This is a genomic window from Nonomuraea sp. 3N208, from assembly GCF_052245935.1.
Taxonomy (GTDB): domain Bacteria; phylum Actinomycetota; class Actinomycetes; order Streptosporangiales; family Streptosporangiaceae; genus Nonomuraea.
In genome coordinates this window covers 82393-108307 of sequence record NZ_JBQQBR010000037.1, presented here as the reverse complement: position 1 = coordinate 108307, position 25915 = coordinate 82393, and the positions used below count along the sequence as shown (strand labels likewise).

The following is a 25915-nucleotide window of genomic DNA, read 5'->3' as shown; positions in this document are numbered from 1 at the left end:
GCACCTCCCGACGTTGCGCCGTCCTGTGCTTATGAGTAGTGCCCGCCTGACGGCGCCTTCCGCCGTTTATATGCCCTTTTTTAACAGACGGCGAGCGCCGGCCGCCTGCACGGCCGTCGCCACGAGCGCGAGCACGGCGGGAAGCACCAGGTAGACGCCGCAGAACGCAAGCGATGCGACCGACATCACGGCACCTACCACGGCCGTGTTCCTGTGCCGGCCCGCGGGCAACATCCGCACCGCCGCCACCACGCCCGCCGCCGTGACGGCGGCCAGGCACGCCGAGGTCGCCCGCATCAGCAGGTCCAGATCCACCGCCCACACGAGCACGGGCAGGCACAGGACGGCCAGCAGCCCGAGGCTCCGGTACGGCACGCGCCCGGGCGCCCCGCCTGCCTCGAACCAGCCGGGCAACGCCCCGTCCCTGGCCAGGGCGGCCCCGAGCCGCGCGGCTCCGGCGATGTAGGTGTTGACCGCCCCGAACGTCAGCAGCACGGCCACCACCCCGGTCACCGGACGGGCGGCCCCGCCGAGTCCGATCTCCAGCATCACGGTCAGCGGCACGCCGGTCATGTCCGCGCCCAGCACGCCCACGGAGGTCACGGACACCCCGAGATACAACACGGCGATCACGACGAGCGTCACCATCGTAGCCCTGACCAGCCCGTTCGTCCGATCGGCGAACTCGGCCGACAGGTGGCTGGCCGCTTCCCAGCCGACGAACGCGAACATGAGCACGCCGGCCGCGCCGGCCACGCCCGCGAAGCCGTACGGGGCGAAGGGGGTGAAGTTGGCCGGGTCGGCGTGCGGCGCGGCGCTGATCACGGCGGCGGCCAGCAACACGACGAGGAGCACGACGAAGCCGATCTGCAGCCGCCCCGAGGTCCGCAGCCCCGCCGCGTTGGCCGCGAAGGCGGCGATCATGATGAGCCAGGCGGCGAGGGTGCCGTCCACGCCGAGGCACGCCTCGACGTACTCACCGCCCACGAAGGCGCCGGCGACGGTGCCGATGGGGACGGCGCCGAAGAACCACCAGCCGGCCACGGCGGAGGCGCGCCGGCCGAACGCGAGCCCGACGAAGCTCGCCACCCCGCCGCCGTCCGGGTACCGCGCGCCGAGCGCGGCGAAGGTCAGCGCGACCGGGACGCTCAACGCCAGCAACCCGGCCCAGGCCAGCACGGAGGCGGGCCCCGCGGCGGCCGCCGCCAGGTGCGGCAGCACCAGCATCCCCGGCCCCAGCACCGCCCCGACCAGCAGCGCCGTCCCCTGCCCAGCGGTCATGCGTTGTGTCATAACCCCTGAAATTACTCATCTGCCCGGAAGTCACCGGCGCTTCCCGAACGAACGGCCGGACAGGCATGCAAATATCGCTCCATGGATGAACTTGATTCGGCCATCGTGCGGTTGCTCCAAACGGATGCTCGGCAGTCCAACCGGGAGCTCGCGCGACAACTTGGCATCGCGCCCTCGACCTGTCTGGAGCGAGTCAGGGCGCTCACCCGTCGCGGCGTGATCCGCGGCTACCACGCCGACATAGACCCGGCCGCGCTCAACCGCGGCGTGCAGGCCATGGTCTCGGTCCAGGTACGGCCGCTCAGCCGGGCGGTGATCAACGCGTTCAAGTCGTCGGCCGCCGAGATGCCCGAAGTGCTCAGCGTGTTCGTGCTCGCCGGCGGGGACGATTTCCTCCTGCACGTGGCGGTCCAGGACCTGGACACGCTGCACTCGTTCCTGCTGGACAAGCTGAGCAAGCGCAAGGAGATCGTCGGCTTCCGCACCTCGGTGATCTTCCAGCAGGTCCAGAAGGCCGTCCCGACCCGCCTCCCGGAGGTGACTCCGTGACCCTGCCGCCATCGACGCCTACATACGCGACACGCTGAAACCCACCGGCCTGGCCGGCGTTTCCTGCTACGGCGACGGTAGCGGCCGCTGGCCGCGCCTCAGACGCCTTCAGTCCAGTACTTTTGCAGCCTGGCGATGGCGTTCTCTTTGCTCATCGCCGCGACCTCGGCCTCCCCCAGACCCACTCTTGAGATCAGGAGGTGAACAAGGTCAGCGGGCAAGGCCTGCGACGGCGGCTCGGGCACTCCACGATCCGGCAGGGCCCCGTCCTTGACACAAGCCCAGAACGTCGCCTCGTCCACCTGTAGCTGATCGCGAAGAATGTGACCCCACATACTCCGGCCGTAAGTGCTTCGATCGGGAGGGTGAGAGATCCGAGTCCTCAGGATCCCGCCATCGGGGAGATCCAGCTCATACGTGACATGGTGGGTTCCCGTACCGCCGCGAGCATTCCGTACTGGACGCCATCCTTCGATCTGGCAGAACCGATCGTGGTCCTCACGTGTGGGTTGGGGCCAGATCACCGGGCCTTCCCCACCAGCCATTCACGCAGCTGATCGTCATCACTGAGGCTGATCAACTGCACCAGTCCCCAGTTCTCGCGGTGGTTCGGCGCATCGAGCAAGTGGTCCTGCCAGTCTTCGGCGTACTCACGTAGCGCACCTACCATCTCCGTGACAGCCTCATTGAAGGTCCGGCCGTCCGCCGCAATCGGCAACCCAGGGATGAAGATCGACCAACCACCATCCTCCGCAACCGTCTGCGCACGAGACGGAGTGACCGCTGCGAGGTAGTGGCGCAGTCTCTCGACATCCACGATGGCAGTTCTAGCCGACTCACGACGCACTGTTGCCACGCGGCCTCGCTCAGCTGCGTCCAAGAGCGCTTTAAGGTGCGCACGGGCCTCTGTATAGCTGTCGAAATGAACAGCGCTCATGACGGCACCTCCACTGGATCGTGCCTCCAGAATGCCGCGCGCAGATAAGTACGTCAAGTACGTGACGTACTGAGGGTGCCTGAATTAATTCGGTTGCGCGGGGTTCCGGATGCCCCGTACCTTCATGGACATGCGCCTTTACCTGTAATTCGCAGCTTCAGTCCGTCCCGTCCGACCGTCCAGACGCGGCAGCTGAGCATGTCGACCGGCCTTTCGTGTGCCGCGTCCGTGAGTTACGTAAAGGAGCTTCTTATGCGAGTTCGCGCAGCCAAGAAGGGCAAGAAGACCCCGGCCTTCCCCGGGCGGGAGACGCCTCCGGTGCCCAGGCAGATGCCCAGGATGCCGCAGCGTCCGATCGCGCCGCCCCGGCGCATCCCGTCCAAGGGCCGCTGAGACCACTACCTGGATGGGTAGTTAGCGCGAGCGCCGCCTCCCTTGTTACGCCCGGAGGCGGCGCTCGCAACCCCTTACAGTCTTTCGATGATCGTGACGTTGGCCTGGCCGCCGCCCTCGCACATCGTCTGCAGCCCGTAGCGGCCGCCCGTACGCTCCAGCTCGTGCAGGAGCTTGGTCATGAGGATCGCTCCCGTGCCGCCGAGCGGGTGGCCGAGCGCGATGGCGCCGCCGTTGGGGTTGACCCTGGCGGGGTCGGCCCCGAGCTCATGCGTCCAGGCCAGCGGCACCGGCGCGAACGCCTCGTTGATCTCCACGACGTCGATGTCGCCGATCGACAGGCCGGCCTTCTGCAGCGCCCGCCGCGTGGCGGGGATCGGCGCGGTCAGCATGTAGATCGGATCGTCGCCCATGAGCGCGAGCTGGTGGATCCTGGCCCGGGGCGTCAGCCCGTGGTCCTTGACGGCCTGCTCGGAGGCGATCAGCACCGCGCCGGAGCCGTCGGAGATCTGCGAGGAGGTGGCGGCGGTGATCTGTCCGCCCTCCTTCAGGGTCTTCAGCGAGGCCATCTTCTCCAGCGTCGTGTCCGCGCGTGGGCCCTCGTCGTCCTCGACGCCGTTGATCGGCTCGATCTGGTCCTTGAAGTGGCCGTTCGCGATCGCCTTGGCGGCCCGCTGGTGGGACTCGAGCGCAAACTGCTCCAGCACCTCCCGCGTGTAACCCCACTTCTCGCACATCAGCTCCGCGCCGCGGAACTGCGAGATCTCCTGCTTGCCGTACCGCTCGACCCATTTCTCGCCGAACGGGAACGGCATGCCCTTCTCCAGGGCGGCCGTGATCGAGGAGCCCATGGGGACGATGCTCATCGACTCGACGCCGCCGGCCACGACCAGGTCCTGGGTGCCGGACATCACGCCCTGGGCGGCGAAGTGGATCGACTGCTGCGAGGACCCGCACTGCCGGTCGATCGTGACGCCTGCGGTGGTCTCCGGCAGCCCCGCCGACAACCAGGCGTTGCGGGCGATGTCCATGCTCTGGGGGCCGAACTGCATGACGCACCCCATGATGACGTCCTCGACCGCCGCCGGGTCGACGTCGGTGCGGTCGATCAGTGCCTTCAGCGTGTGAGCGGCCAGGTCAGTGGGATGGACGGTGGAAAGGCCGCCCTTTTTCTTGCCGACCGGCGTGCGGACCGCCCCTACGATGTACGCCTCTGCCACAGTGCCTCCTGAGAACCGAGCTTTATTCGGTTACTAGTGGCAGAGTACAACAGAACGATGTTCGGCCGCTGCTCACCCTGGCGGCAGGAGGTCCTCCGCCGCGTCCACCCTGAACCGCCACCGGTCCACGACCAGCCCGTTCAGCGCGTCGGACAGCTCCAGCGCCAGCGTCCCCAGCTTGACCTGCTCGTCCCCGCGCAGCTCGATCGCGGTCAGCTCGGTGGCGAAGGGCAACAGCTCCTGTACGGCCGGGGGCTGGCCCTTCTGCGGGACCAGCACGGCCTTGATGTCGCCGGCGGTGAACGTGAACTCGTCGTCCTCCTGCGGCTCCAGCAGCGGCGCCAGCTCCTCGGCGGTCGGGCGGACCGGGAGGATGACCGCGGGACCCGTGTTCTCCTCGTCGACCGGGTCGGTCACCTCGCCCCGGCAGACCGCGAGCCCCTTGAGCCTGAGCGCGATGCCCTCGGCCAGGTAGCGGTCGAAGAAGTCCAGCGGCAGCGGCCCTTCCGCGGCCACCCGCACCGCCCAGACCTTCTCCAGCTCACCGCCCACCAGGTCGGCGTCCGCCTCCACGGCCGCGCACACACGGACGTCGGTCGCCACGATGTCGTCGCCGTCTTGCCTGGCACCCGGGTCGGCGAGCTGGACGATACGCAGCAGCTCGGCCGGATCAGGTTTGGCCGGCAGTGCCGCCGTGGGGCCAGTACGCAGTCTCCGCTTCGCCATCCAGCCCATGCCCGCCTCCGCGCTCAGCTTCGATAGGAGCTTGTCATCGTCGCGTAGACGATGATGTTGTCGGTGTAGTGCCCGGTACCCCGATCGTAGGTCCCGCCGCAGGTGATCAGGTGAAGTTGGGCGTTGTCCTGAGGCCCGTAGACCCGCTGGGTCGGGAACGTCTTCTTGTTCGCCTGCTCCACGCCGCCGACGGTGAAGACCGCCGTGGTCCTGTCCTGGCGCTTGACCTCGATGATGTCACCGTTCTTGATCTGGAACAACGCGCTGAACACCGCGCTGCGCGTCCTGGTGTCCTTGTGCCCGAGCAGCACGGCGGGACCCGCCTGGCCCGGGGTGGACATGTTCCGGTACCAGCCCACCAGGTTGGGGTTGTCCGGCGGCGGCACCTGGATCGTGCCGTCCGCGGCCAGGCCGACGGACTTGATCGGCGCGTTGATTCCCAGCCGCTTGATCACGATCCGGACGGGAGTGGACGGCATCATCGCCGGTGCCGGGTTGATCTGCGGCAGCGGCGGCGGCACGTCGGGGGCCGCCTGGAACAGCGCCTGCTCCGGCTTGCCGCTGGCCTGCTGCGACGGCAGTGCCAGGCTGTCCCTGTTGTTCGACGCGAGGCCGTACTCGTCCGGGGAGCGGAGCACGATCAGCAGCCCGGCCACCACGGTCGCGACGCCGGCGATGGCCGCCACGACCAGCACGGTCCTGAGCGCCGTGCTCCCCTTGTCCTCAGATGGAGGCGGTGCTGCCCCGCCGCCATCGTACGGGTAGTAGCCGGACACTTCGGTCAGCCCCGGGTGGCGTTACGGCGACGCATGACCAGCCCACCCACGGCCGCGGCCGCGACCAGCGCGGTGCCGGTCAGGATGAACATCCGCCCATCAGGGCCCATCTCGCCACCGGCTCCGGTGTCCGCCCCTTCCTTGGGGGTCTTGGACTTCTCGGTCTTCTCGGGCGGGGTGACGGTCACCGTCGCGGTGCTGGTCTTGGTGGGCTTGGGGGTGCTCGATGTCGGCGGCGTCGTGGTTGGCGTGTTCGAGGTGGTCGGGGTATTTGTGCCGGTGGCGGTGCTCGTGCCGGTGCCGACGACCAGGGTCGCGGCAGGGCCACCACCGGATGCCTGCGGCTGGCAGTTGTACAACGCGCTGTTGTTCACCTGGAGGGCGAAGCCTTCACCCTTAAGGGTGGCCGCCCCGCTTGCAGTCGGCGTGACCACCATAGTCATGGTCGGGATAGGTATGGCGGCACCGGGGGTGAGAGCCGTCGCCGGCGCCACGGTGCCAGTGGCCACGATGTTCGCCGAAGGCAACGGCGACCCGCTTGGGCTGACGGTCCCACCAGCCATCACGTTGCTGCCTGCAGTGATCTCAGCATTCGCCGTCAGGACGGGGGTTGCCGTTGGCTGAGAGATCTCCCACGTGAGAGTCGCCGTGGAGTTGGGACTGGGCCGCGTGGCCGGAGTCTTTATCTCCATCGAGAGCGTGACAGTCGAGGTGGCCCCTCCTGCGCCCGCCGAGCAGGTGTAGACCACGGGCACCGGGGCCGCGAGAGCAGCCACCACGGGTAGCCCACCGAAGATCCCTGCGCCTAGGACGGCCAAAGCGGATGTCTTGAGGGCGAGGCGGCGCCTCGCCTTGGACGTCAGCACTTCCATCTCCATTCAGCGCAGTATCAACAGTCGTGCCAGAATCCCAGCCCTTTGTCACGGTTAGGTTGAGATCTTACGAACTGTCCCTGTCAACTTCCGGTAAACCGCCAAATCCGCCACAACTACCTCGGTCACCCCTTCTTCTTGGACAACGTCGCGTACACGATGATGTTGTCCTGGTAGCTGTGCGCCCCCTTGTTGAAGACACCGCCACAGGTGATGAGCCTGAGCTGGGCTCCGCTGGTGTTGTCGTACACCCGCTTCGTCGGGAACGTCGACTTGCTCACCTGCTCGATCCCGCTCACCGTGAAGCGAGTGACCTTACCGTCCGACCGGTACACGTAGATCTGGTCACCCTTGGCCAGCTCTGACAGGCGGGCGAAAACGGCGGCGCCCTTTCGAGTGCTGACGTGGCCGTTGATGATCGAGGGTCCGGCCTCGCCGGGAACCGGCGAGAAGCGGTACCAGCCGGTCTGGTTCTGCTTGGTCAGCGGCGGGGTGCCCAGGTTGCCCTTGATGTCCACCGTGACCTGACCCACCGGCGCGTTCACCTTGATCTTGGGGATCTTGATGCGAGCCGGCCTGGCCTTGGCCTTGGCGGCCTTGGTCTTGGGCACCGGGATCGGAGCCACGGTCGGCACGGCGGCGAGCGGCGGCGGAGCGTCCAGACGGGCCGGGGTGAGACCGGACTTTCCGCCCGGGCCGACGGTCGGCGGCAGGACGAATGCGCCCGCGTTCTCGATCTGCACCGTGGACGGCTCATCCATGGCCGCGAGGCCCGGCCCTGAGCCGTCGTCCACCGCGGGCGCCAGCGAGAGCAGACCCACCATGACAGCGCCCACCCCGGCCAGCGAGCCGGCGATCAGGAGGCCCGGCAGCGCCTTGTTGAGCGGCGGCTTCTGCGGCTGCTCGGTCATCACTTCACACCTCCGGCGTGCGCGGCGCGGCGGCGCCACAACAGCAGGCCTCCGGCCGCACTGCCCATGATCATCGCGGATCCGCTCGCGATCAGCCCGTACGCTCCCGTGCCCACAGGTGGATCGGGCGCCTCACCGGTCTCCACTCCGCCCTTGGGGGTCTTGGCGACCTGCGGTCTCACATACTTCGTCGCCGTCGGCTTCACAGACGTCGTGGTGGTCGGCGTCGCGGTGCTCACCGTCCCGGGGATGACGCTCACGAGCCCCGGCTCCGTGTACCGCGACGTGGGGTTGCTCGTGGGCGTCGTCGTGGCGGTCGACGTGGTCGTGTTCGTCGGGCTGGTCGGCGGCGTGGTCGTCGGTGGCGTCGTGGTCGGACTCGTCGGGGGCGGGCTGCTCTGCCTCTCCCCGACGGTCACCACGATCGACCCGGGAGGGCTGGCGGGCTTGCACTTCGCGCTGTGGAACCCGGTCGGGACCTGGGCCGTGGCGGTCGAGACCTCGAACGCGTCCAGCCACGCCGGCTTTGCCGGATTGGTCGAGGCGTTCTCGACCTTGATGACGTGCTCGCCGTAGGTCATCAGGGCCGACTCCCACAGTTCCTTGCCGCCCTCGAGATCGTCATTGACCGGATCGTCGTTGGCGTCGCGCGAGGGGTCCACCGTGGCCCGCTTGATGCCGTCGACGTAGATGTTGACCGGTCCCGCGTCCTTGTCCGTCGGCCCGATGTACTTCACGCTCGTGCCGATGAAGGTCAACTCGGCGGAGGCGCCCAGTTGGGTGGTCTCGTGCACGTCGTTGTGCACGTGGTGTTCGGAGGACGGGCGGTCGTCCAGCGACGCCCATGTGCCGCTGTAGACGATCTTCATGTCGCTCGGGTTGTCGGCATCGTCACCGTCGTTGATGACCACGCTGTTGTCCGGCGGGGTGAAGTCGAGGTCGATGTCCTGCGGCGTGATCCTGATGGTGCCCGGCTTGTTGATCAGGCCAGGGTCGTTCAGCATCGGAGGCAGGCCCAGGGGGGAGTCGGGGCGCAGCGCTTTCTCCGGATCGGCGCTGCCCTTGGGCTGAAGGATGCCCTGCCAGTTGCTCTTGAGCTCGAGGTTCCCGATGGCATGCACCTGTCCGCCAGGGCCGAAGTAGCCGGGCGACTGCAACCGGCTGCCGTCACCGCTGTACTCCAGCTTCCAGGAGTAGTTGAGCGGGCCGCCGACCACGAGATCCGTCTCGAAGGTGAGGTTGGTGATCAACTTCACCGGACCGTTCCTGACAATGCTGCTAGAACCGGTATCGGTACAGATGTACTCGACAACGAGATCAGCCGGCGCCGCCGACGCGGGCAGATTCGGCAACACCGCTACACCTAACACCGCCACGGAACCAACCGATGCGGCGATCAACCCCTTGCGCCACCGACTCACGGGAGACTCCGATCACCCACAAATGTACCGAGGGTAGATCTTAGAGTCGAAAACACCCGTAACACATGTCGAAAGAGCCATCTTCCGACACTTGTGATGAAGCCGTGTCCAGCACCAGAATCCTGTTCGGGAGGCGAGGATGGAACGAGAGCTCTTCGACGAGGAACACCTGCTGTTCAGGGACACCGTGCGCGAGTTCATGGCCCGCGAGGTCGTGCCGCACCACTCGCAGTGGGAGAAGGACGGCATCGTCCCGCGCGAGGTGTGGAAGAAGGCCGGAGAACTGGGCATGTTCGGGTTCTCGGTCCCTGAGGAGTACGGGGGCGCCGGCGTCACGGATTTCCGGTACAACGCGGTGATCGTCGAAGAGATCATGCGTCAGGGCGCGACCGGGCTCGGCTTCTCCCTGCACAACGACATCATGGCCCCGTATGTGGTCGATCTGACCAATGACGAGCAGAAGCAGCGGTGGCTGCCTGGCTTCGCCGCCGGAGAGCTGATCACCGCGATAGCGATGAGCGAGCCGGGCGCGGGCAGCGACCTGCAGGGCATCAGGACCACGGCCATTCGCGAGGGCGACCACTACGTCGTCAACGGGCAGAAGACGTTCATCACCAACGGCATCAACGCCGACCTCGTGGTCGTGGTGGCCAAGACCGACCCGGAGGCGGGCGCCAGGGGGACGACGTTGATCGTCGTGGAGCGGGGCATGGAGGGGTTCGGCCGGGGGCGGAATCTCGACAAGGTCGGCATGAAGGCGCAGGACACCGCCGAGTTGTTCTTCGAGAACGTCCGCGTGCCCGTCGCCAACCGCCTCGGCCCGAACGACGGCGAGGGGTTCTTCCAGCTGATGCACAACCTGCCCCAGGAGCGCCTGTCGATCGCGGTGGCGGCGGTGGCCGCGGCGGAGGCCGTGCTGGAGCAGACCATCGAGTACTGCAAGACCCGCCAGGCCTTCGGCCGCAGCATCGGCTCGTTCCAGAACACCCGGTTCGTCCTGGCCGAGCTGGCCACCAAGACCGACATCGCCCGCCACTACGTCGACAAGTGCATCCTGGCGCTCAACGCCAAGCAGCTCACGGCGGTGGACGCGGCCAAGGCCAAGTGGTGGACGACCGAGCTGCAGAACAAGGTCATCGACCGCTGCGTCCAGCTCCACGGCGGGTACGGCTACATGACGGAGTACCCGGTCGCCAAGGCGTGGCTGGACAGCCGCGTCCAGACCATCTACGGCGGTACCACCGAGATCATGAAGGAGATCATCGGCCGGTCATTCGGGTTCTAGTTCATGGCGCGCGGGCTACCGCCCGACGCCGCATACTGGACAGCATGGACGGCGGCCTGATCCTCCTGGTCTTCCTGGCGTTGCTCGTCGCCTGGGGGCTCAATCGTGTGCGCCGGGCGTTCCGCCTGGGTCCCGTGGGCTATGCCGGCGTGATGATCGTGTTCATCATCGCCATGCTGCTCGTCTGGGGCCAGACCAGGCTCTAGGAATCTAGGGAATCGCCTCGACGAAGCGGGTGAGCAGGCGGGCGAACTCGGCGCGTTCGGCCGCCGACCACCCCTCCATCGCCGCCGCGAACGCCGCCTGCCTGCCGCGGTGGGCCTGCTCCAGCGCGGCACTCCCCTGGTCCGTCAGCTCCAGGCGCGACCTGCGCCCGTCCGCCTGATCGGCCTCGCGCCTGACCAGACCCGCTTCCACGGCCGCGGCCACGAGTCGGCTGGCCCGCGGCTGGTCCACGCTCAACGCCTGCGCGACCGCGGTCACGGTGACAGGCTCGCGGGCGCCCTCGATGACGTCCAGCACGTCGTACTCGGGCCCGGCGCCCTGGGCCTTCGCCAGCGCTCGCCTACTCTGCCTGCGCCTGATGGCGACCATCGCCTGCTCGATCGCGCGGATCTCGGCAATTTCCTTGTCTTCGTACATATAGTTGCTATTGTACATGCATGGAGAAGCACATCGGCTACTGGGTGAAGAATCTGGATACGGTGCTGGAGAGCGCCATGGACGACGCGCTGCAGATGTCACGGCGCGAGTGGCAGGTGCTCAACACCGTCGCCCATGACGCCCGGCCGGAGGAGCTGGCGCCGTTCACCGGTGTGGATGAGGCCGTGGAGCGGCTCACCGCGCGCGGGTGGCTGGCGGACGGCCGGATCACCGAGGCCGGCAGGTCCGCGCACGCGGAGATCGCCGAGCGGGTGCGTGGGTTCAGGCAGCGGGTGGGCGCGGGTGTTACCCCGGAGGACTATCAGGTGACCGTGGACGTGCTGCGTCGCATGGCCGCCAATCTCACGGCTTCATAAAGCTGAGGCCTCCAGGAGGACGCGGGCCACCAGGTCCGGATCGTCGCTCATCGGCACGTGCCCGCAGCCTTTCAGCAGCTTGACCCGCTGCCCCGACCACCGGGCCGCGCGTACCGCCTGGCGGCGGGGCAGCAGGCGGTCGTGCTCGCCCCACGCGATCGTGATCGGCGTCTTGGGCGGCGCGGGCGGCATCACCCCGGCGAACGACTCCAGCGTCTCGTCGAAGCCGGTCGACGCGGCCAGCGCCCGCGTGGCCGCGAGCAACGCGGCCGGCTCCATCCTCGACGGGTGGGCGACCAGCAGGCCGGCGGACAGGGCGCGGAGTATCGGGCTCTCCGCCGTCCTGACGGCCTGCTCGGGCGGCAACGCCCGGGCAGTGGCCCGCAGCGCGCGCAGCACGGACTGGCAGTAGAGCAGCTCCGCGCGGGACCAGAAGCCGGCCGGCGACAACGCGGTGGCCGTGCGTACGACACCGCGCGAGGCCAGCTCCAGCGCGATGTAACCGCCGAGCGAGTTGCCCGCCACGTGCGGCTCGCGGATGCCGAGCAACGCACAGAACGACTCGACCGCGTCGGCCAGCGACTCGGCGGTGTACGGGGTGCCGTCAGGCAGCCCCGGCGACGCCCCGAACCCGGGCAGGTCGATCGCGATCACAGTACGGGACGCGGCCAGGCGATCCATCACCGGCCACCAGGCCTGCCAGTGGTGGCCGATGCCGTGGATGAGGATCAGCGGCGGGCCGGCGCCGCGCCGTTCGAAGGCCAGCTCCATGCCGTCAGTGAATCATTCACCTGCCGCGGGTGGGAATCTCGAACCAGACCGCTTTGCCTTCCCTGGTCGGTCGCGAGCCCCAGCGTCTGGCCAGCTGGTCGACGAGGTAGAGGCCGCGCCCACCCTCGTCGTTCTCCCCCGCGCTGCGGATCCGGGGCAGGCGCAGGTCCTGGTCGAAGACCTCGACCCAGACCGCCTCGTCGCCCCTGCGCAGCCGCAGCGTGAACTCCTTGTCGCCGACCACTTCGTCCTCGAAGCCCGGCATGTCCCAGGACTCCTCGAACGGCAGCGGCGGCCCCTCCACGGCCAGCTCCCTGCGCGGCACGCTGGCGCTGGCGGCGTGCAGGACCACGTTCGTCACGACCTCGGAGACCAGCAGGCAGGCCAGCTCGGCCCGCTCCTCGGGTACGTTCCAGCTGGCGAACGCCTCCGAGGCCATCCGGCGCGCCTCGCCGACCATGATCGGCTGTGCGGGGAACGTGCGTTCCTCGACGTCGAGGTCCACGTCGCTGGAGCGGACGACCAGGATCGCCATGTCGTCGTCGATCTCGCCGGGCACCGCGACCGTGGCGGTGTCGGCGATGCGCTCGACATCGGCGTCGGACATCTTGGCGAGCTTTTCGCAGAGCACGCCGAGCGTCTCTTCGTCGCTCGGCATCCGGCCGTCGCGGCCGGGGCGGCGGTCGACCAGGCCGTCGGTGTAGAGGAGCAGCGCCGCGCCCGGCGGGAGCGTGCGGGTCTCCTCCTTGTAGACCAGGTCGGCGTGCATGCCCTTGGCGCGGACGCCGAGCGGCTGGCCGACCTCCTCGATGTCCAGCTCGACGCACTGACCGTCGACCAGCAGCAGCGGCGGGGCGTGCCCAGCGTTGGCGAAGGACAGCTGCCTGGACCAGGCGTCGTAGACCAGGTATTGGCAGGTCACGATGGGCGGGATGCTGACGTCGGCGCCGTTGTCGTCCTGCTCGGGGGTGGCGATGATGCGGGTCCACTCGTCGAGCCTGGCCAGGATGTCGGCGGGCGACTTGTCGTCCTGGGCGAAGGCCCTCAGCGCGGCCCGCAGCTGGCCCATGATGGCCGCCGCCTTGGCGCCCCGGCCCTCGACGTCGCCGATCACGATGCCGACGCGGCCGGCGGACAGCGGGATCACGTCGTACCAGTCGCCGCCGACCTGCGTCTGGATGCCCTGCCCGTGGGAGGCGAGCGGCGCCGCCGGGTAGTAGCGCACCGCGATCTCCAGGCCGTCGAGCTGCGGCAGCGCCCTGGGCAACAGGTATTTCTGGAACGACTCCGCCGTGTGCCGCTCTTCCTCGAACAACAGCGCGTTGTCGATCGCGAGCGCGACCCTGGTGGCGATCGCGCCCACGAAGTCGCGGTCGAAGGCGTCGTAGTGGGGGCTGCGGCGGTCGGTGAGGTTGGACAGCCCGAGGTACATCAGGCCGAGGGTCTCGCCGCGGACCAGCAAGGGGGCGACGATGGCCGAGGTCATGCCGATCTCGCCGCACAGCCGTGCGCTGTTGTCATGAGGCGACGGGTAACTGCTGCTGGAGAAGTCCTCGACGAGAATGGTCTCCTGGCGGCGCAGTGCCGTGTCCGCGTAGTGGCCGGAGGGGTAGCGGATCTCCGCGCCCACCGGCTTCCATGTTCCCGACGGCGGCGTCCACCCCTGCACGTGTTGTGAGACCCGGCGGACGAGCCGGTCACCCTCCATCAGTTCGATGAAGCAGTGGTCGGCGAACTGCGGGACGAGCATCTCGGCGACGCGCTTGAGCGTCTCCTCGACATAGAGCGAGCCGGCCAGCCGCTCACCGATCCGCTCGAGCAGCCCGAAACGGTCCTTCTCCCGCTCGTTGCTCCGCAGCGCCTCGCGGGCCACGATGACGATGCCCGTCACCGAGCCCGACGGGTGGCGCAACGGCACGGCCTGGGCGCGGACGTAGACGATGGTGCCGTCGCCGCGCTTGACGTCGAACGTGCCCTCCCACACGCCGCCCTTGAGCACGTGCTTGGCCAGCTCGACCGCCAGGGGGTGGTCCTTCTCCATGATCCCGAGGGACAGGACGGACGTTCCCCTCGAAGGGGTGCTGTCCGGACGGCCGAACAGCTTCTCGGCGAACAGGTTCCAGTAGAGGAGATTGCTGAAACGGTCGGTGACGACCACCGCCATTTCTGCATGGTCTAGCACGGATCCGGCAGCAAGGTGATCAGCCGCATCTTGTGACAGATCCCCCCAACGCTTCATCCGGAGACCACTCCTCGGGGTGGCGAGCATGCAAAGCGAACCACGAGCGCTCCTGCAACAGTCTTGGCCAGGGGAGAGTGGAGGGCCTCCCAGGTGGGATTCAACCAAGCAGCTGCGCGCGCGTCAGCGCTTGGAGACAAAAACGTGCGCGGCAACATCGCGCGGAAGCTCCGCGGGAGTGTCGTTCGCGTCACCGTCACCTGTCACCCGCACACCGTCGTCGCTCGCCGCGAGCGTGACCTCGCGTCCGGGTTGTATCCCAACTTGCTTGAGTTTAAGCATCACAGCAGGATCACTTTGCACTTGTTCGCTAATTCGGCGGACGACGACGGGTATATCTCTCGGTCCTGCCACGTCGCACATGGAGGACAGCTGGTTGGCGCCGGCCTCGGCCTCCTTGGCGCCCAGCTCGGCGAGCCCGGGGATCGGGTTGCCATGCGGGCACACCGTGGGGTTGTCGAGCAACGTCACCAGCCGCGACTCCACGGACTCCGACATGACATGCTCCCAGCGGCACGCCTCAATGTGCACGTCTTCCCAGGGAAGTCCGATCACCTGGGTCAGCAGGCACTCGGCGAGCCGGTGCTTGCGCATCACCCGGGTGGCCAGCTGGCGGCCGAGGTCGGTCATGGACAGGTGCCGGTCGCCCTCAACCCGGACGAGGCCGTCACGCTCCATGCGCGCGACGGTCTGGCTCACCGTGGGGCCGCTCTGCTGCAGGCGCTCGGCGATGCGCGCCCGAAGGGGGACGATGCCCTCTTCCTCGAGCTCGTAAATCGTACGGAGATACATCTCCGTCGTGTCGATCAGGCCGTGTGCGGTCAAGACAGTCCTCCCAACTGAATGGTACGCCGGTCGTGGCGTTTGGGTCCCCCTGGACGCTGACCCACCAGACCCAGGACTGAGCCCGTCCGCCTCGGGCACAGGCCTCAACAAGAACCCTATTGGGAGAACGACCGACGATGGATAAGGACGGCAACACCAGCGCGGCCCAGTTCCTTCCCGACAAGCTGGACCTCGAGTCGCTGCGGAGCGCCGCGGCCTGTTGCGAGGGGTGTGGCCTGTACAGGAACGCCACGCAGACGGTGTTCGGCGAGGGGCCGAGCCAGGCGACGTTCATGCTGGTGGGCGAGCAGCCGGGGGACCAGGAGGACCGTCAGGGGCATCCGTTCGTCGGTCCGGCGGGCCGCGTTCTGGACAAAGGGCTGGCGGAGGCCGGCATTCCGCGTGACGACGTTTACATCACCAACGCCGTCAAGCATTTTTCATTCGTGCCCAGGGGGAAAAGACGCATTCACCAGAAGCCGACGGCCGCCGAGATCACGGCCTGCCATCCGTGGCTCGACGCGGAGCTGGCCGTGGTGGATCCGGCGGTGATCGTGGTGCTGGGTGCGACGGCCGCGCAGGCGCTGCTGGGACGGACGTTCCGGGTGACGCAGCACAGGGGCGAGCCGGTGCCGCTCGGGCAGGCGCTCGCCGTGGCCACCATCCACCCGTCGGCCGTGTTGCGCGCGCCGGACAGGGACGCGGCGTACGCGGGCTTCCTGTCCGACCTCCAAGCGGCGGCCCGGGTGGCCTGACCGCCCGACCCCTGCCGTGGCCTGACGGACTGAGCGCGAGGCTGTGGCCTAATCCGGGGCGACCACCTGCTCTTTGGCGACCGTGCCCGCCCGGTAGTTCCTGAAGGAGGCCACGGACAGGCCCACGATCAGCACCGCGACCGCGCACGCCAGGCCGCCGCCGACCCACGCGCCGGCGAGCCCGAACGCCGTCGCCGTCCCCCCGGCCCGCAGGTCGCCCAGGCGCGGCCCGCCCGCCACGACGACCATGAACGCTCCTTGGAGCCGTCCGCGCATCTCGTCGGGCGCGTACAACTGCAGGATCGACTGCCGCCACACCGACGACACCACGTCCGCCGCGCCGCCGACGGCCATGAACGCCACCACCAGCCACAGCTCGTGCACCAGCCCCGCCGCGGCCACGGCCAGCCCCCAGACGGCGATGACGACGACCAGCGCCATCCCCTGCCGGGTGACCCGTCCCACCCAGCCGGAGAACAACGCGCCGATGACGGAGCCGCCGGCCATGGCGGAATACAGCAGGCCGAGTGCGATCTCCGACCCACCGAACGACTTGTCGGCCAGCTCGGGGAACAACGCCCGCGGCAGCGCGAACACCATCGCGATGATGTCCACCACGAACGACATGAGCAGCACCGGGCTCCTGACGATGAAGCTGAGCCCCTCCAGCACCGCCCGTGCACCCGGACGGCTCACCTCGCCCTTCGGAGGCAGTGAGGGCAGCCTGAGAGCCGCGTAGAGGCTGCCAGCGAAGAGGAGGGCGTCCACCGCGTACGCCGCGGCGAACCCGCCGGTGGACACCAGCACGCCCCCGACCATCGGGCCGACCACCGCGCCGATGCTGTAGACCAGCGAGTTGAGCGCGTTGGCAGCGGGCACCAGCTCGGGCTCCAGGATCCTCGGGATGATCGCGCCCCTGGTCGGCCCGGTGATGGCGAAGCCGGTGGCGTTCAGCGCGACCGTCGCGAAGATCAGGTAGACGTTCCCCAGCCCGAGCAGCGCCTGCGCCAGGATGAACAGGGTGGCCGCCCAGGCCACGAACGAGCCGATGATCAGCACCCTGCGCCGGTCCAGTGCGTCGGCGACCGCCCCGCCCCACAGGCCGAACACCACCAGCGGCACCAGGTTGGCCATGCTGAGCAGCCCGACCCAGAACGAGGAGTTCGTCAGCTCATAGACCTGCTGGCCGACCGCCACCACGGTGACCCCGACCCCGACGTGCGAGATGGCCTGGCCGAGCCAGATCCGCCGGTACGCGGGCACGCCCAGCGGCCGGGTGTCCACCAGTTGACGTTTGACGAGCTCCCCGAATGCCACTCCATGCACATTAAGGTGCGAGTCTCTCCAAGGCCCAGCCGGGTCGAGTCCGCCGGTAGCGAAGCCGGTCGTGCATCCGGTCGAGCTGCCCCTGCCAGAACTCCACCTCGACCGGGGCCACGCGGAAGCCGCCCCAGAAGTCGGGGACCGGAGGGTCGTCCGGCCAGCGGTCGGCCAGTTCGCGGTAGCGGGCGTCCAGCTCCTCCCTGGAGCGCACGACCGCCGACTGGCGCGAGGCCCACGCGCCGATGCGCGAGCCGTACGGGCGGGAGTTGAAATATCCGGCCGACTCCTCGTGGGAGATCTTGGCGACGGTGCCCTCGATGCGGACCTGGCGGCGGATGGGGTGCCAGGGGAACAACAGCGAGGCCCGGGGGTTCTCGGCCAGGTCGCGGCCCTTGCGCGACTCGTAGTTGGTGTAGAAGACGAATCCGCGTTCGTCGTAGCCCTTCAGCAGGACCGTCCTGGCGCTGGGGCGACCGCCTGCGGAGGCGGTGGCCAGGATCATGGCGTTGGGTTCCGGCAGGCCGGCGTCGACCGCGTCCTGGAACCAGACGGTGAATTGCGCGACGGGGTCGGACGCGAGATCTGATTCGAGCAGCGGCTCGCCCTCGTACGTACGGCGAAGCCCCGCCAGCACGGGCGGGCGCGGGGTGGCATCCACGAGACGATATTCTCGCGTGCTGCATGGAAGATCCCCGCACCCGCTGTGTCATGGCGATCTCATGCCGACTTCTGAGACCGCTCCTACCAGCGGGTTTGGCCTTACGGCGGGTCCCGAGACCGAGCACGACCTGGGAGGGGGTTAAATTGACCCGCCGGTATCTCGACATCAACAGAGCGGAGCAGCTCGGGGGGAGAGAGCCAACGACCCCCGAAGCGGCCGCGACCATGAGCACAGCTTTGCGTTGCCGAAACATGGCAAGAAAGGGAGGCGGCCGAGCATGTCCGACTTCAAACCCGGGCTCGAAGGCGTCGTAGCTTTCGAGACCGAGATCGCGGAACCGGACAAAGAAGGGGGCGCCCTTCGATACCGGGGCGTCGACATCGAAGAGCTGGTCGGCCGTGTCCCGTTCGGGGCAGTGTGGGGCCTGCTGGTCGACAACACGTTCCAGCCGGGTCTACCCCCGGCGGAGCCGTACCCCATCCCTGTCCACTCCGGTGACATCCGCGTAGACGTGCAGAGCGCGCTTGCCATGCTGGCTCCCGCCTATGGCTTCAAGCCGCTGCTCGACATCAGTGACGAGGAGGCCCGCGACCAGCTGGCGCGTGCTTCCGTGATGGCGTTGTCCTTCGTGGCCCAGTCCGCGCGCGGGCTCGGCCTGCCGATGGTGCCGCAGAGCCGGGTCGACGAGGCGAAGACCATCGTCGAGCGGTTCATGATCCGCTGGCGCGGTGAGCCCGATCCCAAGCACGTCAAGGCCATCGACGCTTACTGGACCTCCGCGGCCGAGCACGGCATGAACGCCTCGACGTTCACCGCCCGCGTCATCGCCTCCACCGGCGCCGACGTGGCCGCCGCGCTCTCCGGCGCCGTCGGCGCCATGTCCGGTCCGCTGCACGGCGGCGCCCCGGCCCGGGTGCTGCACATGATCGAAGGCGTCGAGCACCTCGGCGACGCCAAGAAGTACGTCCAGGGCGAGCTCGACAAGGGCAACAGGCTCATGGGCTTCGGCCACCGCGTCTACCGCGCCGAGGACCCGCGCGCCCGCGTGCTGCGCCGTACCGCCAAGGAGCTCGACGCCCCGCGTTACGAGGTCGCTGCGGCGCTTGAGCAGGCCGCGCTGGAGGAGCTGCACGCGCGCAAGCCCGACCGGGTGCTGGCCACCAACGTGGAGTACTGGGCGGCCGTGGTGCTGGACTTCGCCGAGGTCCCGTCCCACATGTTCACCTCGATGTTCACCTGCGCCCGTACAGCCGGCTGGGCCGCGCACATCCTGGAGCAGAAGCGCACGGGCAGGCTCGTCCGCCCCAGCGCGAACTACGTGGGCCCGTCCTCGCGTCCGCTCAGCGACGTGGCCGGCGCCGACGAGGTGGCCGGGAAGTACTAACCGATTCGTGGACGGCTACCGCGCGGCTCGCATCCGCGCGGTAGCCGTTTTTTCATGAGCATCGTGTGAACAGCACTAGGGGAAAGTTGTCCTTGACCGCCTCTTGTCATGGGATCAGCCTGAGCGAAGGCACCCCCCAGCCTCCCACCACCAGCAGGCCGGACACCCACCACCCAGCCGGTTGCTGACGCCTGCCTGCCCTCCTCCGGTGGGAGGCCCGCAAGGAGGCAAGTCATGCTCAAGTCCAGCGATGACCCGCCCAAGTCAGGCTTAAGCAGGCGAGGATTCCTCACCGGCGTGGGAGCCGGAGCCGCGGCCCTGACGCTCACCCCCGCTGAAGCGCTCGCCAAGGTCGTCACGACCCAGGCCGGCGGCCTGGCCACCTCTCCCGACAGGTTCGGCCGGATCTTCAACATCTCTCCGTTCGCCGACTTCAACGCGCCCACCCTCCGGCAGGCCCTCATGTCGATGGGCCGCCCCGGGGGCGTGATCGACGCCCTGGACCCGCTCCAGGAGGGCCCGATCCGGCTGATCACCAACCCGGAGCTCAGCCCCAACAACCTCGACAACGCCGCGCAGACCGCCGGCATAACGTTCCTGGGCCAATTCATCGACCACGACCTGACGTTCGACGAGACCTCGCCGCTCGGCGTCCCCACTGCTCCCGAGCAGTCCCCCAACACCCGGACGCCCGGCCTCGACCTCGACACCGTCTACGGCGGCGGGCCCACGGCCGACCCGCAGTACTACAACCCCTCCGACCCCGCCAAGTTCCGGTTGGAGAGCGGCGGCAGGTTCGAGGACCTGCCGCGGCTGCCGAACCGCAAGGCGATCATCCCCGACCCGCGCAACGACGAGAACCTGATGATCAGCGGCATGCACGCGGCGTTCCTGCTGTTCCACAACCGGGTGGTCGACCACCTGCGCGCGTCGGGGCAGACCGGCAACGTCTTCGAGGCCGCCAGGCAGCAGGTCAGGTGGCACTACCAGTGGATCATCGTGCGCGAGTTCCTACCATTGATCATCGGTCAGACCGTCGTCAACGACATCATGGCCAACGGGCGGCGGTTCTACCGGCCGGCAGCGGGCGAGCAGTTCATCCCGGTCGAGTTCCAGGGCGCCGCCTACCGGTTCGGGCACAGCCAGGTCCGGCCGTCCTACCGGGCCAACCTCGCGGGGAACGCCGACAACACGCCGTTCTTCGGGTTCATCTTCGACCCGGCGGGCCAGGGCCAGACCGATCCCGTCGATCTGCGCGGTCAGGCCAGGGCGCCCAGGCGCTTCATCGGCTGGCAGACGTTCTTCGACTTCGGCGACGGTGAGGTGCGTACCAACAAGCGCATCGACACCAAGATCTCCACGCCGCTGTTCAACCTGCCGCTGATCGCGATCCCGTCCGGGGACGCGCCGACCGCGCTGCCGCAGCGCAATCTGCTGCGGCACATCACCTGGTCGATGCCGTCCGGGCAGAACATCGCCCGCGCCGTCGGCGTGCCGGCGCTGGAGTCGCAGCACTTCCCCGAGCTGCAGCAGTTCGGGCACGGCCTGCCGGCCAGCACGCCGCTGTGGTACTACGTGCTCAAGGAGGCCGAGGTCCTGGCCGGCGGCACCCGGCTGGCCGGGGTGGGCGCGAGGATCGTTGGCGAGGTCTTCATCGGACTGCTCCAGCTCGATGCGACCTCCTACCTCAGGACCAACCCGTCCTGGCGGCCCACGCTGCCGCGCAGGACCGGTGGAACGGGCGACTTCCGGATGGTGGATCTGCTCACGTTCGCGCGGGTCGATCCGGCCAGCCGGGGGCAGTGAGCGGCTCCGCCGGGATCAGACCCGCTCGACCGGCGTCGGCGATTCCGTCGGAAGCAGTCCCGCCCGGTAGGCGTTGGCGAGCGTCTCCGACCTGTTGCGCGCGTCGAGCTTCCTGAACAGGCGGGCCCGCGTGCTCTCCACGGTCTTGCTCGCGATGTCCAGCAGGCGGGCGGTCTGCCTGACCGTGTGGCCCGCGGCGATCGCGACCAGCACGTCGTGCTCGCGGCCGGTGAGGTGTGGCGTGGGCAGGATGCGGCGGCACATGCTCGCGCCCACCACCACGTACTCGCTGGCCACCAGGTCGAGGACCGCGCAGAGGTGGTCGGCGACGTCCTCCAGCCACAGGACGGCGTACGCGCCGTGCGCCATGGCGTCCGCCACCGTGGTGGGACACGGTGGCGCGGACGGCACGGCGACGGCGCGGGCGCCGAGGCGTACCGACAGCAGCCAGTCCGCGGGGAGCGGGTCCACGAGCACCACCGTGAACCTGAACACTCCCGGCCAGGCCGCGGCGTCGTCGCCGGTGGCCGTGTCCCGCACGGTGCAGAGCGGCCTGCCGCCCCGGATCATGGCCCGCGTCACCACCTCCGTCGCCACGACGCACCTGGCGTGGAGCACCACGAGTTCGCGCCCGGACGACACGCGCGGGCGCGGCACGGCCGGGTGAAGGTCGAGCAGGTCGAGCGCGAGCCCTTGCGACACGGCCTGCGCCTGACCGGCGACCCCGAGCTTCTGGTAAATGTGCCGCTTGTGGTTCTCCACCGTGCAGCGGGCGATGTGCAGCCGGTCGGCGATCTCCTGGGCGCTGTGACCCGCACAGGTCAGGGAGAGGACCTGGAGCTCTCTGGCGGTGAGGCCATCCATGTCGACCATGGGCATCACGCTCCCGCGACTAGTGAGGAACGTGAGATGGAATAGGCGTTTCGTCAAGCCCCCGGCCCTCTTTCGGCCGCTGACCTGGGATCTTTTGTGAAAGTTTCACGGATCTCATAATCCGGACCCCGTGCGAGCCACTCCACGCCGGTCAGTACGCTGGGGCACGTGGCTGACATCGTGATTCCCGCTGACATCAAGCCCGCCGACGGCCGATTCGGCTGCGGGCCCTCGAAGGTGCGCACCGAGCAACTGGCCGCGCTCGCCGCCTCCGGCGCGAGCCTCATGGGCACTTCCCATCGCCAGAAGCCGGTCAAGAACCTGGTCGGCCGCGTACGCTCCGGACTCGCCGACCTGTTCTCGCTGCCCGAGGGCTACCAGGTCGTGCTGGGCAACGGCGGCACCACGGCGTTCTGGGACATCGCCGCCTTCGGGCTCGTCCGCGAGAAGTCGCAGCACCTGTCGTTCGGCGAGTTCTCCTCGAAGTTCGCCGCGGTCACCAAGAAGGCCCCGTGGCTGGCCGAGCCGAGCGTCATCAAGTCCGAGGTCGGCACCTACCCGACCGCGGTGACCGAGGAGGGCGTGGACGTCTACGCGCTCACCCACAACGAGACCTCGACCGGCGTCGCCATGCCGATCAAGCGCGTCGGCTCGGACGACTCGCTGGTGCTCGTTGACGCCACCTCCGGCGCCGGCGGCCTGCCCGTCGACATCACCGAGAGCGACGTCTACTACTTCGCGCCGCAGAAGAGCTTCGCCTCCGACGGCGGCCTGTGGATCGCGATCATGTCGCCGCGCGCCCTGGCCAGGGTCGAGGAGATCGCCGGGACCGGCCGTTACGTGCCGGAGTTCTTCAGCCTGCCGGTCGCGATCGACAACTCCGGCAAGGACCAGACCTACAACACCCCGGCCGTGGCCACGCTGTTCCTGCTGGCCGACCAGCTCGACTGGATGAACGGCAACGGCGGCCTGGCCTGGACCACCGCCCGCACGGCCGACTCCGCCTCGCGCCTTTACACGTGGGCCGAGAAGTCGTCGTACACCACGCCGTTCGCCGCTCCCGAGTTCCGCTCGCAGGTGGTCGGCACGATCGACTTCTCCGACGACGTGGACGCCGCGGCGGTGGCCAAGGTGCTGCGCGCCAACGGCATCGTCGACACCGAGCCCTACCGCAAGCTGGGCCGCAACCAGCTGCGCATCGCGATGTTCCCGGCCATCGACCCGGCCGACGTCGAGGCGCTGACGGTGTGCGTCGACTACGTGGTCGAGCGCCTCTGACGACGGCGCAGCAGCTCCTCAACTAGGGCGAGCGCGTCCGCCTCTGCGCACCTGGCCGGCACCGGCAGCCCGTCGGTGCCGGCGGGCGCTCCGTCCGCCTCCATCGACCGCCTGCTCTCGACGTCCCCTGCCGAGCACACGCGGTCGCATCTTTAATAGGCCGGGATCTCCCTCTTCTTGCGGCGCAGCACCCAGCCGGCCACCACGCCGCCGACGAGGCCGAACAGGTGTCCCTGCCAGGAGATGCCCTCCTGGTTGGGCAGCAGGCCCGCCAGGATTCCGTAGTACACGAGGCCCACGCCCACGGCGATGACGATGTCGAGCAGCCGCCGGTCGAACACGCCCCTGGCCATGATGTAGCCGAAGTACCCGAACACCAGCCCGCTCGCCCCGACCGTGTAGACGGCGGGGCTGGTCAGCCAGGTGCCCAGGCCGCCGATCACGATGATGATCAGGCTGGCCCACAGGAACTTGCGCACGTCCCGCAGCCCGGCAAGGAAGCCGAGCACCAGCAGGGGTATCGAGTTGGCGATGAGGTGGGGGAACCCGCCGTGCAGGAAGGGCGCGAACAGGATGCCGACCAGGCCCTCGGGGTCCCAGCCGAGGATGCCGAACTGATCGAGCGCGCCGTTGAGCACGAAGTCGACGCCCTCGACGACCCACATCACGACGAGCATGCCGACCACGATGATGAAGGCGCTCAGCGCGCCGGAGAGAAGGGCTCCGGCGCCGCGTTTGGCTGACTCGAACCTAGGACCCGAATAGTCGCTCATGCGCCCTCCTCCGGAGGTCGCATGAACGACAGTCGGCTGTGTTGGACTAGTCGCTCGCTGCGCTCGCTCATACGCCCTCCTCCGGAGGTCGCACGAGCGACAGTCGGCTGTGTTGGACTAGTCGCTCGCTGCGCTCGCTCATGCGCACTCCCGGTAGCTCGTCTTCTCCCTTTACCGTACGCAGGAAGAGCTATGGATGCGCTAAAGATCCCCCTCCCGGTTCGGGAGGGGGATTGCTATTCGCCCTTCCACTGGGGCGCGCGCTTCTCGGCGAAGGCCGCGGCGCCCTCCATGGCGTCCTTGGAGCCGAACACCGGACCGATGATCGCGCCTTGCTTGGCGAACATCTCCTCCAGCGACCAGTCCTGCGACTCGATGATCACCTTCTTGGTGGCGGCGAGCGCCAGCGGGGCATTGGCGGCGATCTTGCGAGCCAGCTCCAGCGCTCCCTCCACCGCCGCGCCCGGCTCGGTGATCCGGTTGACCAGGCCCAGCTCGTACAGGCGGGAGGCCGGGTAGTGCTCGCCGGTCAGCGCGATCTCCATGGCCACGTGGTACGGGATCCGCCGCGGCAGGCGCATGATGCCGCCCGCCCCGGCCACCAGCCCGCGCTTGGGCTCGGGCAGCCCGAACGTGGCCTGCGACGATGCCACGATGACGTCGCAGGCCAACGCGAGCTCGAACCCGCCCGCGAGCGCGTACCCTTCGACGGCGGCCACGAGCGGCTTCTTCGGTGGCGCCTCGGTCACCCCGCCGAACCCACGGCCCTCGACCACCGGGAAATCACCGGCCAGGAACCCCTTCAGGTCCATCCCCGCCGAGAACGTGCCCCCAGCGCCGGTCAGGACATATGCCGAAATGTCAGGACGTTCATCGAGCTCGTCCAGCGCCCCCGCGATCCCACGCGCCACCGCCCCATTGACGGCGTTGCGCGCCTTGGGCCGGTTGATGGTAATGATCGCGACATTGCCGGACTCCTCGACGAGCACTTCGTCAGACACGGGACCTCACTTGGGCTGGAAGCGGATGCCGCCGTCGAAGCGGATGACCTCGGCGTTCATGTAGTCGTTCTCGATCAGGCTGCGCACCAGGTGCGCGAACTCGTCGGCCCGTCCCATGCGCTTGGGGAACACCACCGGCGCGACCAGCTTGGCCTTGAACTCCTCGGCATTGGACGAGAAGCCGTAGATCGGGGTGTCGATGATGCCGGGGCAGATGGTGTTCACGCGTACGCCGATGGCGGACAGGTCGCGGGCCGCCGGCACCGTCATGCCCACGATGCCGCCCTTGGAGGCCGAGTACGCCAACTGCCCGGTCTGCCCCTCCAGGGCCGCCACCGACGCCGTGTTGATCACCACGCCGCGCTGCCCGTCGGCGTCGGCCGGCTCGGTCTTGGCGATCGCGGCCGCCGCGATGCGCATGAGGTTGAACGTGCCGATCAGATTGACCTCGATGACCTTGCGGTAGGTCGCCGGGTTGTGCGGGCTGCCGTCGCGGTTGACCGTGCGCTCCGCCCAACCGATGCCGGCGCTGTTGACCACCACGCGCAGCGGCTTGCCGGTGGCCACGGCGGCGTCCACGGCCGCCTGCACCTGCTCGTCGTCCGACACGTCCGTCTTGGCGAAGACGCCGCCGATCTCGTCGGCGACGCTCTTGCCGCGCTCCTCATTGAGGTCGGCGACGACCACGGTGGCGCCGGCGCGAGCCAGCTCGCGGGCCGTGGCCTCACCGAGGCCGCTGGCGCCGCCGGAGATGATTGCTGCAGATCCGTTCACGTCCATAGACCGGACCCTAACCCGGCGACCGAATGAAGTTC

Annotated in this window: 29 protein-coding genes; 10 read left to right on the top strand and 19 right to left on the bottom strand. The window is 68.6% G+C overall.

What is annotated here, in order from left to right:
• Window positions 1-66: 66 nt before the first annotated feature.
• Window positions 67-1281, bottom strand: coding sequence for an APC family permease (locus ACTWPT_RS43180; RefSeq protein ID WP_443183343.1), 1215 nt, complete (start codon window positions 1279-1281; stop codon window positions 67-69).
• Between the two features lie 93 nt (window positions 1282-1374).
• Here ACTWPT_RS43180 and ACTWPT_RS43175 point away from each other — a divergent pair, with 93 nt between their 5' ends.
• Complete coding sequence (locus tag ACTWPT_RS43175; protein WP_443183342.1) at window positions 1375-1842, top strand: Lrp/AsnC family transcriptional regulator; 468 nt, start codon at window positions 1375-1377, stop codon at window positions 1840-1842.
• Window positions 1843-1940: 98 nt separating this feature from the next.
• Here ACTWPT_RS43175 and ACTWPT_RS43170 read toward each other — a convergent pair whose 3' ends face one another.
• Window positions 1941-2144, bottom strand: a complete 204-nt coding sequence (locus ACTWPT_RS43170) for a hypothetical protein (RefSeq protein ID WP_443183341.1) — start codon at window positions 2142-2144, stop codon at window positions 1941-1943.
• Between the two features lie 218 nt (window positions 2145-2362).
• Window positions 2363-2779, bottom strand: a complete 417-nt coding sequence (locus tag ACTWPT_RS43165) for a prevent-host-death protein (protein ID WP_443183340.1) — start codon at window positions 2777-2779, stop codon at window positions 2363-2365.
• Window positions 2780-3031: 252 nt separating this feature from the next.
• Here ACTWPT_RS43165 and ACTWPT_RS43160 point away from each other — a divergent pair, with 252 nt between their 5' ends.
• Window positions 3032-3172: a hypothetical protein gene (locus ACTWPT_RS43160; protein ID WP_443183339.1), complete on the top strand. Its 141-nt coding sequence runs from the start codon at window positions 3032-3034 to the stop codon at window positions 3170-3172.
• Between the two features lie 74 nt (window positions 3173-3246).
• Here ACTWPT_RS43160 and ACTWPT_RS43155 read toward each other — a convergent pair whose 3' ends face one another.
• The 4 genes from ACTWPT_RS43155 to ACTWPT_RS43140 all read right to left on the bottom strand — a co-directional run bounded on the left by ACTWPT_RS43155 (window position 3247) and on the right by ACTWPT_RS43140 (window position 6091).
• Window positions 3247-4392, bottom strand: coding sequence for an acetyl-CoA C-acetyltransferase (locus ACTWPT_RS43155; protein WP_443183338.1), 1146 nt, complete (start codon window positions 4390-4392; stop codon window positions 3247-3249).
• Between the two features lie 72 nt (window positions 4393-4464).
• Complete coding sequence (locus ACTWPT_RS43150) at window positions 4465-5118, bottom strand: hypothetical protein (protein WP_443183337.1); 654 nt, start codon at window positions 5116-5118, stop codon at window positions 4465-4467.
• A 23-nt stretch (window positions 5119-5141) separates the two neighbouring features.
• Complete coding sequence (locus ACTWPT_RS43145) at window positions 5142-5903, bottom strand: class F sortase (RefSeq protein ID WP_443183336.1); 762 nt, start codon at window positions 5901-5903, stop codon at window positions 5142-5144.
• A gap of 5 nt (window positions 5904-5908) precedes the next feature.
• On the bottom strand, window positions 5909-6091 hold the full coding sequence (locus tag ACTWPT_RS43140; protein WP_443183335.1) for a hypothetical protein: 183 nt from the start codon (window positions 6089-6091) through the stop codon (window positions 5909-5911).
• On the opposite strand from ACTWPT_RS43140, the gene ACTWPT_RS43135 reads away from it, so the two are divergent.
• The gene (locus tag ACTWPT_RS43135; protein ID WP_443183334.1) at window positions 6081-6527 is read left to right on the top strand and encodes a hypothetical protein; all 447 of its coding nucleotides are present in this window, start codon (window positions 6081-6083) and stop codon (window positions 6525-6527) included. The two genes, ACTWPT_RS43140 and ACTWPT_RS43135, sit on opposite strands and share 11 nt — an antisense overlap.
• 373 nt (window positions 6528-6900) lie before the next feature.
• Here ACTWPT_RS43135 and ACTWPT_RS43130 read toward each other — a convergent pair whose 3' ends face one another.
• Window positions 6901-7686: a class F sortase gene (locus ACTWPT_RS43130; RefSeq protein ID WP_443183333.1), complete on the bottom strand. Its 786-nt coding sequence runs from the start codon at window positions 7684-7686 to the stop codon at window positions 6901-6903.
• A complete protein-coding gene (locus tag ACTWPT_RS43125) occupies window positions 7686-8942 on the bottom strand; it encodes a hypothetical protein (protein ID WP_443183332.1) in 1257 nt (418 codons plus the stop codon). The genes ACTWPT_RS43130 and ACTWPT_RS43125 overlap by 1 nt, the downstream gene beginning before the upstream one ends.
• A 304-nt stretch (window positions 8943-9246) precedes the next feature.
• Here ACTWPT_RS43125 and ACTWPT_RS43120 point away from each other — a divergent pair, with 304 nt between their 5' ends.
• Complete coding sequence (locus ACTWPT_RS43120) at window positions 9247-10392, top strand: acyl-CoA dehydrogenase family protein (protein WP_443183331.1); 1146 nt, start codon at window positions 9247-9249, stop codon at window positions 10390-10392.
• Window positions 10393-10436: 44 nt separating this feature from the next.
• Entirely contained in the window at window positions 10437-10598 is a 162-nt protein-coding gene (locus ACTWPT_RS43115; RefSeq protein WP_443183330.1) for a hypothetical protein, read from the top strand.
• A 4-nt stretch (window positions 10599-10602) separates the two neighbouring features.
• Here ACTWPT_RS43115 and ACTWPT_RS43110 read toward each other — a convergent pair whose 3' ends face one another.
• Entirely contained in the window at window positions 10603-11034 is a 432-nt protein-coding gene (locus ACTWPT_RS43110; protein ID WP_443183329.1) for a MarR family winged helix-turn-helix transcriptional regulator, read from the bottom strand.
• 20 nt (window positions 11035-11054) lie between these two features.
• Here ACTWPT_RS43110 and ACTWPT_RS43105 point away from each other — a divergent pair, with 20 nt between their 5' ends.
• Entirely contained in the window at window positions 11055-11411 is a 357-nt protein-coding gene (locus ACTWPT_RS43105) for a MarR family winged helix-turn-helix transcriptional regulator (protein ID WP_443183328.1), read from the top strand.
• Here ACTWPT_RS43105 and ACTWPT_RS43100 read toward each other — a convergent pair.
• The 3 genes from ACTWPT_RS43100 to ACTWPT_RS43090 all read right to left on the bottom strand — a co-directional run bounded on the left by ACTWPT_RS43100 (window position 11406) and on the right by ACTWPT_RS43090 (window position 15246).
• Window positions 11406-12182, bottom strand: coding sequence for an alpha/beta fold hydrolase (locus ACTWPT_RS43100; RefSeq protein ID WP_443183327.1), 777 nt, complete (start codon window positions 12180-12182; stop codon window positions 11406-11408). The genes ACTWPT_RS43105 and ACTWPT_RS43100 overlap by 6 nt on opposite strands.
• Window positions 12183-12198: 16 nt before the next feature.
• Complete coding sequence (locus tag ACTWPT_RS43095; protein ID WP_443183326.1) at window positions 12199-14421, bottom strand: SpoIIE family protein phosphatase; 2223 nt, start codon at window positions 14419-14421, stop codon at window positions 12199-12201.
• 123 nt (window positions 14422-14544) lie between these two features.
• Complete coding sequence (locus ACTWPT_RS43090) at window positions 14545-15246, bottom strand: metal-dependent transcriptional regulator (RefSeq protein WP_443183325.1); 702 nt, start codon at window positions 15244-15246, stop codon at window positions 14545-14547.
• 137 nt (window positions 15247-15383) lie between these two features.
• On the opposite strand from ACTWPT_RS43090, the gene ACTWPT_RS43085 reads away from it, so the two are divergent.
• Window positions 15384-16001: a UdgX family uracil-DNA binding protein gene (locus ACTWPT_RS43085; protein ID WP_443183324.1), complete on the top strand. Its 618-nt coding sequence runs from the start codon at window positions 15384-15386 to the stop codon at window positions 15999-16001.
• 48 nt (window positions 16002-16049) lie between these two features.
• Here the strand turns inward: ACTWPT_RS43085 and ACTWPT_RS43080 are convergent, their stop codons facing one another.
• A complete protein-coding gene (locus ACTWPT_RS43080) occupies window positions 16050-17318 on the bottom strand; it encodes an MFS transporter (protein ID WP_443183323.1) in 1269 nt (422 codons plus the stop codon).
• Between the two features lie 10 nt (window positions 17319-17328).
• Window positions 17329-17982, bottom strand: a complete 654-nt coding sequence (gene pdxH / locus ACTWPT_RS43075) for a pyridoxamine 5'-phosphate oxidase (RefSeq protein ID WP_443183322.1) — start codon at window positions 17980-17982, stop codon at window positions 17329-17331.
• A gap of 280 nt (window positions 17983-18262) precedes the next feature.
• Between pdxH and ACTWPT_RS43070 the strand changes: the two genes are divergently transcribed.
• Together ACTWPT_RS43070 and ACTWPT_RS43065 are read left to right on the top strand one after the other, a co-directional pair.
• Window positions 18263-19369 (top strand): citrate synthase 2, encoded by a 1107-nt coding sequence (locus ACTWPT_RS43070; RefSeq protein ID WP_443183321.1) that lies wholly within the window; start codon window positions 18263-18265, stop codon window positions 19367-19369.
• A 234-nt stretch (window positions 19370-19603) separates the two neighbouring features.
• Window positions 19604-21175 carry a peroxidase family protein gene (locus tag ACTWPT_RS43065; RefSeq protein ID WP_443183320.1) on the top strand — a complete coding sequence of 524 codons (1572 nt, stop codon included), beginning with the start codon at window positions 19604-19606 and terminating at the stop codon, window positions 21173-21175.
• A 15-nt stretch (window positions 21176-21190) separates the two neighbouring features.
• Here the strand turns inward: ACTWPT_RS43065 and ACTWPT_RS43060 are convergent, their stop codons facing one another.
• Complete coding sequence (locus ACTWPT_RS43060; RefSeq protein WP_443183319.1) at window positions 21191-22048, bottom strand: response regulator transcription factor; 858 nt, start codon at window positions 22046-22048, stop codon at window positions 21191-21193.
• 168 nt (window positions 22049-22216) lie between these two features.
• Between ACTWPT_RS43060 and serC the strand changes: the two genes are divergently transcribed.
• Entirely contained in the window at window positions 22217-23326 is a 1110-nt protein-coding gene (gene serC, locus ACTWPT_RS43055; protein WP_443183318.1) for a phosphoserine transaminase, read from the top strand.
• Between the two features lie 152 nt (window positions 23327-23478).
• On the opposite strand, the gene ACTWPT_RS43050 is transcribed toward serC, so the two are convergent.
• The 3 genes from ACTWPT_RS43050 to ACTWPT_RS43040 all read right to left on the bottom strand — a co-directional run bounded on the left by ACTWPT_RS43050 (window position 23479) and on the right by ACTWPT_RS43040 (window position 25880).
• Complete coding sequence (locus tag ACTWPT_RS43050) at window positions 23479-24099, bottom strand: rhomboid family intramembrane serine protease (RefSeq protein ID WP_443183317.1); 621 nt, start codon at window positions 24097-24099, stop codon at window positions 23479-23481.
• A gap of 236 nt (window positions 24100-24335) precedes the next feature.
• Complete coding sequence (locus ACTWPT_RS43045; RefSeq protein ID WP_443183316.1) at window positions 24336-25100, bottom strand: crotonase/enoyl-CoA hydratase family protein; 765 nt, start codon at window positions 25098-25100, stop codon at window positions 24336-24338.
• A 6-nt stretch (window positions 25101-25106) separates the two neighbouring features.
• A complete protein-coding gene (locus ACTWPT_RS43040; protein ID WP_443183315.1) occupies window positions 25107-25880 on the bottom strand; it encodes an SDR family NAD(P)-dependent oxidoreductase in 774 nt (257 codons plus the stop codon).
• Window positions 25881-25915 lie beyond the last annotated feature (35 nt).

Coding starts and splice junctions, on each gene's coding strand:
- ACTWPT_RS43180 (WP_443183343.1), bottom strand. CDS start 1,281: ATGACCGCTGGGCAGGGGACGGCGCTGCTGGTCGGGGCGGTGCTGGGG.
- ACTWPT_RS43175 (WP_443183342.1), top strand. CDS start 1,375: ATGGATGAACTTGATTCGGCCATCGTGCGGTTGCTCCAAACGGATGCT.
- ACTWPT_RS43165 (WP_443183340.1), bottom strand. CDS start 2,779: ATGAGCGCTGTTCATTTCGACAGCTATACAGAGGCCCGTGCGCACCTT.
- ACTWPT_RS43160 (WP_443183339.1), top strand. CDS start 3,032: ATGCGAGTTCGCGCAGCCAAGAAGGGCAAGAAGACCCCGGCCTTCCCC.
- ACTWPT_RS43150 (WP_443183337.1), bottom strand. CDS start 5,118: ATGGCGAAGCGGAGACTGCGTACTGGCCCCACGGCGGCACTGCCGGCC.
- ACTWPT_RS43130 (WP_443183333.1), bottom strand. CDS start 7,686: ATGACCGAGCAGCCGCAGAAGCCGCCGCTCAACAAGGCGCTGCCGGGC.
- ACTWPT_RS43120 (WP_443183331.1), top strand. CDS start 9,247: ATGGAACGAGAGCTCTTCGACGAGGAACACCTGCTGTTCAGGGACACC.
- ACTWPT_RS43115 (WP_443183330.1), top strand. CDS start 10,437: ATGGACGGCGGCCTGATCCTCCTGGTCTTCCTGGCGTTGCTCGTCGCC.
- ACTWPT_RS43110 (WP_443183329.1), bottom strand. CDS start 11,034: ATGTACGAAGACAAGGAAATTGCCGAGATCCGCGCGATCGAGCAGGCG.
- ACTWPT_RS43105 (WP_443183328.1), top strand. CDS start 11,055: ATGGAGAAGCACATCGGCTACTGGGTGAAGAATCTGGATACGGTGCTG.
- ACTWPT_RS43100 (WP_443183327.1), bottom strand. CDS start 12,182: ATGGAGCTGGCCTTCGAACGGCGCGGCGCCGGCCCGCCGCTGATCCTC.
- ACTWPT_RS43095 (WP_443183326.1), bottom strand. CDS start 14,421: ATGAAGCGTTGGGGGGATCTGTCACAAGATGCGGCTGATCACCTTGCT.
- ACTWPT_RS43085 (WP_443183324.1), top strand. CDS start 15,384: ATGGATAAGGACGGCAACACCAGCGCGGCCCAGTTCCTTCCCGACAAG.
- ACTWPT_RS43070 (WP_443183321.1), top strand. CDS start 18,263: ATGTCCGACTTCAAACCCGGGCTCGAAGGCGTCGTAGCTTTCGAGACC.
- ACTWPT_RS43065 (WP_443183320.1), top strand. CDS start 19,604: ATGCTCAAGTCCAGCGATGACCCGCCCAAGTCAGGCTTAAGCAGGCGA.
- ACTWPT_RS43060 (WP_443183319.1), bottom strand. CDS start 22,048: ATGGTCGACATGGATGGCCTCACCGCCAGAGAGCTCCAGGTCCTCTCC.
- ACTWPT_RS43050 (WP_443183317.1), bottom strand. CDS start 24,099: ATGAGCGACTATTCGGGTCCTAGGTTCGAGTCAGCCAAACGCGGCGCC.
- ACTWPT_RS43040 (WP_443183315.1), bottom strand. CDS start 25,880: ATGGACGTGAACGGATCTGCAGCAATCATCTCCGGCGGCGCCAGCGGC.